Source organism: Polaromonas sp. UBA4122 (assembly GCA_002381615.1).
GTDB lineage: Bacteria > Pseudomonadota > Gammaproteobacteria > Burkholderiales > Burkholderiaceae_C > Polaromonas.
This window is the reverse complement of record DFWY01000116.1, coordinates 1-10,634: the sequence shown is the minus strand read 5'-3', so window position 1 is coordinate 10,634 and position 10,634 is coordinate 1. Positions and strand designations below refer to the sequence as shown.

The window sequence follows — 10,634 nt, the reverse complement described above, 5'->3', positions numbered from 1 at the left end:
CCTGCGATCGCTGCACATGAGTCGTTCTACGAGGTCGATTTTTTATCTCTCATGAAATTCAAATTTTCATTGACGTTTTTACACAGCGTCCCCCAATACCGGTCGCGCATCGCCACCGCAGCACCCTGGCGTTCACCTTAAAAGATCAGGGTCAACCCTGCTTCGTGCAGGACATCTCACTTAAACTCCAGACTTCCTTTATGTCCAAGCACCCCCCCCCTCCCGCCGAAGCCACGGTCAGACCCGCGCTCCTGGCTCTGTGGCGCCGTTGGTGGCGCAAGCAGTCGCCAGCGCGGCAAGACCGTTTCATCACACTGGGCCCACTGCTGGCCGTGGTGCTTTTCCTGGCCGCCGTCATTGCCGCGTTCGGCTACTTGCGCATTGAAGAGATAGACCGCGAGCAGCAAGCCGTCAAGCGCGATGTGGAGTACGCCCAGCAGCGGCTGCGCCTGCGTCTGCTCGAAAGGCAAGAGCAGCTCATGCGGATTGGCCGGGATGTGTCCAACAAGGAGGTTGACACCGAAGAATTCGTCATCCAGGCCGAAGCGCTGGTCAATCAGTATCCGGAGCTGATGGCGGTGAGCTGGGTGGACAGCAAACGGCGCATCAAGGTCGCCTACGTTTCGCCCAGTGCCAATGCCAGCCAGCTGCGCGCTACAGGCGATCAACTCAAGCTGGGCGAGACGGACGGCACGTACGAGCTGGCGCGCGACCTGCGGCAACCGGTGTACTCCCGTCCTCTGGTGGCCAAAGAGGCCAGCGGCTACAACGCGCCTACCCTGCAATTGCAGGTGCCGCTTGACGACCAAGGCAAATTTGCCGGCGTCATCATGGGCGAATACTCGATTGACGGTCTGTTGCGCTTTGGCGTGCCTACCGAAGTCACGGCCAAATACGCGGTGACGCTGGTGGACGACAAAAACCTGGTACTGGCGGGCAACCTGCCACCACCGCGCAACCCTGCAGACCGCCTGCTGCCCTGGTCTGACGGCGCTGCCGAGTACGAGATACCGGTCTCACCGGTGGGCAATGGCCTGCTGATACGTGCCGAAGGCTACCGCGCATCGCTGGGTGTGGTGGGCAGCGGCTTTTTCTGGCTGGTCAGCGCCCTGAGCGCGCTGACCGTCTGGATGCTGCTGGGCACCTGGCGCCACACCCGCCGCCGGGTGCAGACCCAGCAGGCCCTGATTTACGAGACCAACTTTCGCCGCGCGATGGAGAACTCCATGCTCACCGGTATGCGCGTACTGGATTTACAGGGCCGCATCACCTATGTCAACCCGGCTTTCTGCCAGATGACTGGCCTGACCGAAGGAGACCTAGTGGGCCAAACCCCGCCCTTTCCCCATTGGCCCGAGGCTGAGTTCGATACCTTAACAGCGCGACTGGACGACGAATTGCACGGCAGGACACCGCCCGGTGGCTTCGAAGTCCGGGTCAAGCGCAAAAATGGCCAGATCTTTGACGCCCGCATGTATGTGTCGCCGCTGATTGATCCCCGTGGGCAGCAAACCGGCTGGATGACATCGATGACCGATATCACCGAGCCCAAGCGTATTCGTGAAGAGCTGTCGGCCTCGTATGAACGTTTCACCACGGTGCTGGAGGGGCTGGATGCGGCAGTATCCGTGGCACCGCTGGGCAGCGAAGAGCTGCTGTTTGCCAACAAACTGTACCGGTCCTGGTTTGGCGGCGAAGTGTCCGGGCATATGAACCTGATTGCCCAAGCCGGCGTGCCTGCTGTAACGCCTACTGACGATGCGCTGGACGCGGTGGATGGCCTGGCCGGTCTTCCTACCGACACGCTTACCGCGGCCCAGACGGAAAACGCCGAGATCTTCGTGCCCGACCTGGCAAAATGGCTGGAAGTGCGTTCGCGCTACCTCACCTGGGTGGACGGTCGCCTGGCACAGATGATGATTGCCACCGACATCACGCCGCGACGTTATGCTGAAGAACAGGCCGCACAGCAAAACGAACGCGCCCAGACCGCAAGCCGCCTCATCACCATGGGTGAAATGGCTTCGAGTGTGGCCCACGAACTCAACCAGCCGCTGACGGCCATCAACAACTATTGCAATGGCATGGTGTCACGCATCAAGGGCCAGCAAATCAGTAATGAAGATCTGCTGGTCGCGCTTGAGAAGACCGCCAGGCAAGCGCACCGTGCCGGGCAGATCATCCAGCGCATTCGCGCGTTTGTGAAACGCAGCGAGCCCAACCGCATGCCGGCCGATGTTGCCACCATGGTCAGCAACGCGATGGAACTGGCCGAGATTGAGCTCAGGCGCCACCATGTGCGGCTAAGCCACTACATCGCGGCGCGCTTACCCAACATCCTGGTGGATCCGATACTGATTGAGCAGGTGCTGATCAACCTGATGAAAAATGCGGCCGAATCTATTGCGCAGGCCAATCTGCCCGCAGCCCGCCGCAACGTTGAATTGCGCGTGGTGCCCAAGCATATTGAAGACCAGAGTGTGGTGGAGTTTTCGGTATTCGACTCGGGGAACGGCCTGTCACCTGAAGTCATGACCCGGCTGTTTGAAGCTTTCTATTCCACCAAGGCCGAGGGTATGGGCATCGGCCTGAAACTGTGCCGCAGCATTGTTGAATCTCACCAGGGCCGGATGGAAGCCGTCAACCTCTACAATCGGGACGAAGTGGTAGGGTGTCGGTTTACTTTCTGGATTCCCGTGGCACCCCTGCTTTCGCCAGCGGTGCCTGCTATCGATGGCGCAGCGGTCAATGACGCTGGCGTTCACTGAGACCCTCCAAAAAGTTTACGAAGAAATTCACTAAGAAGGCATGGCATGAGCTTGATTCCGAAAAAAGGTACGGTCTATGTCGTTGACGACGACGAGGGCGTGCGCGACTCCCTGCAGTGGCTGCTCGAAGGCAAGGATTACCGGGTGCGCTGCTTCGACTCGGCTGAAACCTTTCTGAGCCGCTACGACGCGCGCGAAGTGGCCTGTCTGATCGTCGACATCCGCATGGGCGGCATGACCGGACTGGAACTGCAGGACCGGCTGGTCGAACGCAAGTCGCCGCTGCCCATCGTCTTCATTACCGGTCACGGTGACGTGCCCATGGCCGTGAACACCATGAAGAAAGGCGCCATGGATTTCATCCAGAAGCCTTTTCAGGAAGAAGCGCTGGTCAATCTGGTCGAGCGCATGCTGGAGCAGGCCAAGGAAGCCTTCATCGACAACCAACAGTCCGCCAGCCGTGACGCACTGCTGGCCAAACTCACCTCGCGCGAAGCGCAGGTGCTTGAGCGCATCGTCGCAGGCCGTCTGAACAAGCAGATCGCCGACGACCTGGGAATCAGCATCAAGACGGTGGAAGCGCACCGCGCCAACATCATGGAAAAGCTCAATGCCAATACCGTGGCCGATTTGCTCAAGATCGCCCTGGGCTCCAGCGTCCAAAAAGCCTGACCCTTGGATTTCTTGCCGCTATTTTTTTGATAGCTGCTTGCGCCCGTGGTTACTGGACTAACGGGCTTTTTTACTTGGAAAACTGCAAAAATGACTGCACAGCTGATTGACGGCAACGCCCTCTCCAAACAACTGCGGGCTGAAGTCGCCCAGCGGGCGGCCACCCTGCGTGCGCGCGGCATCACGCCGGGCCTGGCAGTGGTGCAGGTGGGCGAAAATCCCGCCAGCCAGGTCTATGTGCGCAACAAGGTCAAAGCGTGCGAAGACAACGGCCTGCATTCGGTGCTGGAGCACTACCCGGCCACGCTTCCTGAAGCAGATTTGCTGGCACGGATCGATGCACTGAACAAGAACCCTGCCATTCATGGGGTCCTGGTTCAGCTTCCGCTGCCTCCCCATATCGACGCGCAAAAAGTCATTCAAGCGATATCACCGGCCAAAGACGTTGATGGTTTTCACGTCGCCAGCGCTGGCGCGCTCATGGTCGGCCTACCCGGTTTCCGGCCCTGCACGCCCTATGGCTGCATGAAGATGCTTGAAAGTCTCAACGCTGGAAAGGGCTATGACTTGCGCGGCAAGCATGCCGTGGTCATCGGCCGCAGCAACATCGTCGGCAAGCCCTTGGCGCTGATGCTGCTGCAGAAGAATGCCACCGTGACGATCTGCCACAGCGCCACCCAAAACCTGAAAGCGATGACGCTGCAGGCAGACGTGATCGTCGCAGCCGTTGGCAAGCGCAACGTACTGACCGCCGACATGGTCAAACCAGGCGCGGTGGTGATCGACGTCGGCATGAACCGCAACGACGAAGGCAAGCTCTGCGGCGATGTGGATTTCGAGGGTGTCCGGCAAGTTGCCGGCTACATCACGCCGGTGCCCGGCGGCGTAGGCCCCATGACCATCACCATGCTGCTGGTGAACACGCTGGAAGCCGCTGAGCGCAGCTAAGGAAGCTGAGACGCTCCGGCGCCCGTTGGCCGATCGAGCTCCCGGTTCAGCCCGCGCTGTCTGGCCGCCGCGTCAAGCGCCAGACGGTGAACCCGGCGCACAGCCACTGGCCCAGGAGCATGGCGCTGCCCAAGCCGTGCCAGAGCTTGAGGTTGCCGCCCTCAGCCCGCGCGTTGACGATGCGGGGCGCCACGCCAAACTCGACCAGCAAGGCCAGCAGCAGCCCGGCCACTATAAATTTCATAGCTAAACGCGCATAGGGTGCAAGGGCTGGATCGTCTTTTTTATTCAAAACCAGTAGTATCAGCATGGCGCAGGCGGTGCTGAGCCAAGTTTGCGCCGAGAAAAGTTTGGCAGCCATGGCGCCGGCCGTTGCAGGGCTTCCCAGATGCATGAACAGCAGGGGTACCACCACAAAGCCCAAACCCGTGAGGCTGCCCCACCAGAGGGCCGCAGCCAAAAGCGCAATACTCTGACGTATCGGCTGGCGCATCAGATGTAGTGCACGGCCACGATTTCGTAGCGCTTGACACCGCTCGGTGCCTGCACCTCAGCGATATCGCCCTCGCCCTTGCCAATCAGGGCGCGGGCAATCGGGGAGCCGATGTTGATCAGTCCCTGTTTGAGGTCGGCTTCGTCTTCACCCACGATCTGGTAGGTCACGCTGTCACCTGTGGCTTCGTCCTCCAGTTGGACGGTGGAGCCAAACACCACCCGACTACCAGGCTCCAGCGTTGCCGGGTCAATGATCAGGGCAGCCGACAACTTGCTTTCGATTTCCTGGATGCGGCCTTCAACAAAGCCCTGGCGGTTTTTGGCGGCGTCGTATTCGGCGTTTTCGCTCAAATCACCCTGCGCGCGTGCTTCGGAAATCGAATTGATGACCCAGGGGCGATCAACGGTTTTGAGCTGGTGCAATTCGGCCTTCAGCTTTTCTGCGCCGCGTTTGGTAATGGGTAGGGTTGCCATGTTTTTGCTCCTGCAAAAGCGAAACCGCCACCAGGCACCTGGTGGCGGCGTATTTAATTTGAGATAAGTTTAATGCAAATACGGCGTGATCAACCGGGTAATTAACCTAGTCAATGACTTGGTAACTAACCCAATTGAGCATGCAGTTCCTGAATTGAATACACGTTCAGGTTGTCCAGGTACTTCATGCCTTCAACCGCCGCTTCAGCACCCGCAATGGTGGTGAAGGTGGTGACACGGGCCAGCAGCGCCGAGGTGCGTATCTGCCGCGAATCGGCGATCGCATTGCGGCGCTCCTCCACGGTGTTGATGACCAACGCAATCTCTTTGTTTTTAATCATATCGACCACATGCGGTCGGCCTTCGGTGACCTTGTTGACCACGCTGCAGGAGACGCCGGCAGCCTTGATGGCCATAGCCGTGCCTTTGGTGGCCACCAGCTCAAAACCCAGTGCCGCCAGGGCACTCGCCACACCAACTGCACGCGGCTTGTCGTTGTTCTTGACCGTCAGGAAGACTTTTCCGGACCTCGGCAGATTGGTGCCCGCACCAAGTTGCGACTTCACAAAGGCCTCGCCAAAGGTCTTGCCCACGCCCATCACTTCACCGGTGGACTTCATCTCGGGGCCGAGAATGGTGTCCACGCCTGGGAACTTGACGAAGGGGAACACCGCTTCTTTGACGCTGAAATAAGGGGGCGTGACTTCGCTGGTGATGCCCTGCGATGCCAGCGATTGGCCGACCATGCAGCGTGCCGCCACCTTGGCCAGCTGAACGCCGGTGGCCTTGCTGACGAAGGGCACGGTGCGCGAAGCGCGTGGATTGACCTCCAGCACGTAAATCACGTCCTGGCCATCAATGTGCTGAATGGCAAATTGCACATTCATGAGGCCCACCACATTCAAGGCATGGGCCATGGCAGCGGTCTGGCGCTTGATCTCGGTGACGGTGTCGGCGCTCAGGGAATACGGCGGCAACGAACAGGCCGAATCGCCGCTGTGCACACCCGCCTGCTCAATGTGCTCCATCACACCGCCTATGAAGGTTTGGCTTGCAGAGTCGCGAATGCAATCGACATCACATTCAATCGCGTCGTTCAAAAAACGATCAAGCAGCACCGGCGAGTCGTGGCTCACCTTGACCGCTTCGCGCATGTAGCGCTCCAGGTCGCGTTGTTCATGCACGATTTCCATGGCACGGCCACCCAGCACATAGCTGGGGCGCACCACTAGCGGGTAGCCCAGTGCCGCAGCCTTTTCAAGCGCTTCAGGCTCGGCTCGTGCCGTGGCATTGGGTGGTTGGCGCAGGCCCAGCTCATGCAGCAGCTTCTGGAAACGCTCACGGTCTTCAGCGGCGTCAATCATGTCGGGCGAGGTGCCGATGATGGGCACGCCGTTGGCTTCCAGATCCAGCGCCAGCTTCAGTGGCGTCTGCCCGCCGTACTGAACGATGACCCCCAGCGGCTTTTCCTTGTCGACAATCTCCAGAACATCTTCCAGCGTGAGCGGCTCAAAGTAAAGTCGATCACTGGTGTCGTAGTCGGTTGAAACCGTCTCGGGATTGCAGTTGACCATGATGGTCTCGTAGCCGTCTTCGCGCATGGCCATGGCGGCATGGACGCAACAGTAGTCAAACTCGATGCCCTGCCCGATGCGGTTGGGCCCGCCGCCCAGCACCATGATTTTTTTCTTGTCGGTGGGCGCGGCCTCGCATTCGCTGCCCTCGGCCTCGTAGGTGGAGTACAGGTAGGCAGTGTTGGTCGCAAACTCGGCGGCACAGGTGTCCACACGTTTGTAAACCGGGCGCACACCCAGCGCATGGCGCCTTTCGCGGATGGCGGTGTCGGTGGTTTTGAGCTGCCTGGCCAGACGGCGGTCGGAAAAGCCCTTTTGCTTCAGCGCTCGCAACGTGACAGCGTCGATTTTGTCGAACGATGTGGTCTCCAGCTCAAGTTCGATCTTGACGATCTGCTCAATTTGCACCAGAAACCAGGGGTCTATTTTGGTCAACGCAAACACTTCGTCCACGCTCATGCCCATGGCAAACGCATCACCCACATACCAGATGCGGTCGGGTCCCGGGGCGCCAAGCTCTCTCTCAAGGACTTCACGGTCCTGTGTTTTTTCGTTCATGCCATCCACGCCGACTTCCAGTCCGCGCAGGGCTTTCTGGAACGACTCCTGGAAGGTGCGGCCCATGGCCATCACTTCACCGACAGACTTCATCTGCGTGGTCAGGCGCGAATCGGCCGCCGGGAATTTTTCAAAGGCAAAACGCGGGATCTTGGTGACGACGTAATCGATGCTGGGCTCAAAGCTGGCGGGCGTGGCGCCGCCCGTGATTTCGTTGCGCAGCTCATCCAGGGTGTAGCCAATGGCCAGCTTGGCGGCCACCTTGGCAATCGGGAAACCGGTGGCTTTGGAAGCCAGCGCCGAGGAGCGCGAAACGCGCGGATTCATTTCGATCACCACCATGCGGCCATCGACCGGGTTGATGGAGAACTGCACATTGGAGCCACCCGTGTCCACACCAATCTCGCGCAGCACCGCCAGAGACGCATTGCGCAGGATCTGGTATTCCTTGTCGGACAAGGTCTGGGCCGGCGCCACGGTGATGGAGTCACCGGTGTGCACACCCATGGGGTCCAGATTTTCAATCGAGCAGACGATGATGCAGTTGTCCGCCGTGTCGCGGACCACTTCCATCTCATACTCTTTCCAGCCGAGCAGCGACTCTTCAATCAGCAGCTCGTTGGTCGGAGAGGCTTCGAGGCCGCGCTTACAGATGACTTCAAACTCTTCCGGGTTGTAGGCGATGCCGCCCCCGGTTCCGCCCAGTGTGAAGCTGGGGCGAATCACGGTCGGAAACCCGACGGTTTTCTGCACTGCCCACGCCTCGTCCATGCTGTGCGCAATGCCCGAACGGGCCGAACCGAGACCGATTTTGGTCATCGCATCCTTGAACTTCAGGCGATCTTCGGCCTTGTCGATGGCTTCGGGCTTGGCGCCAATCAGCTCAACCTGGTACTTGTCGAGCACGCCGTTGCGCCAGAGATCCAGCGCGCAATTGAGCGCCGTCTGGCCGCCCATGGTCGGCAAAATGGCATCGGGCCTTTCCCTGACAATGATTTTTTCAACCGTCTGCCAGGTGATGGGCTCGATGTAAGTCACGTCGGCCGTGGCCGGATCGGTCATGATCGTGGCGGGGTTGCTGTTGATCAGGATGACCTTGTAGCCCTCTTCGCGCAGCGCTTTGCAGGCCTGCACGCCGGAATAGTCAAACTCGCAGGCTTGGCCAATGATGATCGGGCCGGCGCCAATGATTAAAACGGATTTGATGTCTGTGCGCTTAGGCATTCTTCTTCTCCCCGGCCTGTTCCATCAGCACCGTGAAACGGTCAAACAAATACGAAATGTCGTGCGGGCCCGGCGATGCTTCAGGGTGGCCCTGAAAGCAGAACGCGGGCTTGTCGGTGCGAGCCAGGCCTTGCAGCGTGCCGTCAAACAGGCTGATGTGCGTGGGGCGCAGGTTGGCAGGCAGGCTTTTCTCATCCACCGCAAAACCGTGGTTCTGGCTGGTGATGCTGACGCGCTGGGTGTCGAGATCCTTGACCGGATGGTTGGCGCCGTGGTGGCCGAACTTCATCTTGAAGGTTTTGGCGCCACTGGCCAGTGCCATGATCTGGTGACCCAGGCAGATGCCGAAAGTCGGGATGCCGGTTTCTATCAGTTCGCGCGTGGCCGCTATGGCGTAGTCACAAGGCTCCGGATCACCCGGGCCATTGGCCAGAAAGATGCCATCGGGTTTGAGCTTGAGCGCGTCAAAGGCGGAGGTCTGGGCCGGCACCACCGTGATGCGCGCACCGCGCTCGGCAAGCATGCGGAGCATGTTCATCTTCACGCCGAAATCAAAGGCCACGACGTGAAATTTTGGCGTGTTCTGCACGCCGTAGCCCGATCCCAATTTCCACTCGGTCTGCGTCCACTCGTAGGCCTGCTTCACAGACACAACTTTGGCCAGGTCCAGCCCGGCCATGCTGGGTGCGCCTTTTGCGGCTGCCACGGCCTTGTCGATGGCGGACTGGCGCACCGGCTCGCCCTGGCCCAGCGCCAGAATGCATCCGTTCTGTGCACCCTTGGTGCGCAGGTGGCGCGTCAGTTGGCGGGTATCAATCCCTGCAATCGCGACCGTTTTTTCCTTGACCAGGTACTCGGCCAAGGTCATGGACATACGGAAGTTGGATGCCAGCAGTGGCAAGTCCTTGATGATCAGGCCGGCGGCATGGACCTTGTCGGCTTCGACGTCTTCGGCATTGACGCCGTAGTTGCCAATATGGGGATAGGTGAGGGTGACGATCTGCTGGCAGTAGCTCGGATCCGTGAGGATTTCCTGGTAGCCGGTCATGGCGGTGTTGAACACCACCTCACCGATCGTGGAGCCCGCAGCTCCAATCGAATTACCGATAAAGACCGTGCCGTCTGCGAGCGCCAGTATGGCGTGAGGGGTATTTCCCTGTAGAGACAAAAGCACTGGGTTCTCCGGGTTGGTTACGGTTCGCCCAAGCGCACACAAGAAACGTCTCTATCAAGACGCTTGCAGGCTGCTTTTGTGAGGGTGTTGGCTTTGAATGCGCTCGGGCGAAGCTGTGTTTTGAAAAGCCTCCGAGTATAACTTACCCTCGTGCTTGTCACTGCTTTGCCCGGCTTTGCCCGCCTTAATGCTGAGCGAGTGCGCTTGCGTGCAGGCAGATGGCGGCGGCGGCCGCGACGTTGAGCGATTCTTCGCCGCCGGGCTGGTCTATGCGCATCTTCAGGCTTGCTCTAGCCATCAGGTCGTCGCTAATGCCCTGCCCTTCATGACCCATAGCCCAGGCGCAGGGCATGGGCAGTTTTTGCTGGTGCAGAAAGCTGCCATGGTGCGAACTGGTAACCACGATAGGAACGGTCAGCCCAGCCAGCGCATCTGGCTCGACGCCCTCCACCAAGCGCAAGGCAAAATGCGCGCCCATACCGGCCCGCAGCACTTTGGGCGACCAAAGTGCTGCCGTGCCTTTGAGTGCGATGATCTGGCTGAAGCCAAACGCCGCCGCACTGCGCAGGATGGATCCGACGTTGCCGGCATCCTGAACGCGGTCCAGAATCACCGAGGCTGTATCGACAAGCAATTCGGGCGCGGCAGGCAATTCCACAACAAATCCCATGCGCGCGGGTGATTCCAGGCCACTGATTTCCGGCAACAACGCATCCGGAATCACTATGTTTTTAATAGCTGCCTGCG

The 10,634-nt window shown here is 59.6% G+C and carries 8 protein-coding genes; 3 read left to right on the top strand and 5 right to left on the bottom strand.

The window, feature by feature from the left end; genetic code table 11:
• The first annotated feature begins 200 nt into the window (after window positions 1-200).
• The 3 genes from B3F77_RS15020 to folD all read left to right on the top strand — a co-directional run bounded on the left by B3F77_RS15020 (window position 201) and on the right by folD (window position 4,388).
• A complete protein-coding gene (locus tag B3F77_RS15020) occupies window positions 201-2,768 on the top strand; it encodes a PAS domain-containing sensor histidine kinase (RefSeq protein ID WP_293605729.1) in 2,568 nt (855 codons plus the stop codon).
• 45 nt (window positions 2,769-2,813) lie between these two features.
• Window positions 2,814-3,440 carry a response regulator transcription factor gene (locus B3F77_RS15015; protein ID WP_293605728.1) on the top strand — a complete coding sequence of 209 codons (627 nt, stop codon included), beginning with the start codon at window positions 2,814-2,816 and terminating at the stop codon, window positions 3,438-3,440.
• A 90-nt stretch (window positions 3,441-3,530) separates the two neighbouring features.
• Entirely contained in the window at window positions 3,531-4,388 is an 858-nt protein-coding gene (folD, locus tag B3F77_RS15010) for a bifunctional methylenetetrahydrofolate dehydrogenase/methenyltetrahydrofolate cyclohydrolase FolD (protein ID WP_293605727.1), read from the top strand.
• Between the two features lie 46 nt (window positions 4,389-4,434).
• Here the strand turns inward: folD and B3F77_RS15005 are convergent, their stop codons facing one another.
• From B3F77_RS15005 to B3F77_RS14985, 5 genes are all read right to left on the bottom strand, one after another.
• A complete protein-coding gene (locus B3F77_RS15005; RefSeq protein WP_293605726.1) occupies window positions 4,435-4,881 on the bottom strand; it encodes a DUF4149 domain-containing protein in 447 nt (148 codons plus the stop codon).
• Window positions 4,881-5,357 (bottom strand): transcription elongation factor GreA, encoded by a 477-nt coding sequence (greA, locus tag B3F77_RS15000; protein ID WP_293605725.1) that lies wholly within the window; start codon window positions 5,355-5,357, stop codon window positions 4,881-4,883. The genes B3F77_RS15005 and greA overlap by 1 nt, the downstream gene beginning before the upstream one ends.
• A gap of 125 nt (window positions 5,358-5,482) precedes the next feature.
• Window positions 5,483-8,713 carry a carbamoyl-phosphate synthase large subunit gene (gene carB / locus B3F77_RS14995; protein WP_293605724.1) on the bottom strand — a complete coding sequence of 1,077 codons (3,231 nt, stop codon included), beginning with the start codon at window positions 8,711-8,713 and terminating at the stop codon, window positions 5,483-5,485.
• A complete protein-coding gene (gene carA, locus B3F77_RS14990) occupies window positions 8,706-9,887 on the bottom strand; it encodes a glutamine-hydrolyzing carbamoyl-phosphate synthase small subunit (protein WP_293605723.1) in 1,182 nt (393 codons plus the stop codon). The genes carB and carA overlap by 8 nt, the downstream gene beginning before the upstream one ends.
• A gap of 184 nt (window positions 9,888-10,071) precedes the next feature.
• Window positions 10,072-10,634: TrmH family RNA methyltransferase (locus tag B3F77_RS14985; RefSeq protein ID WP_293605722.1), on the bottom strand; the 563-nt coding region annotated here is incomplete at its 5' end.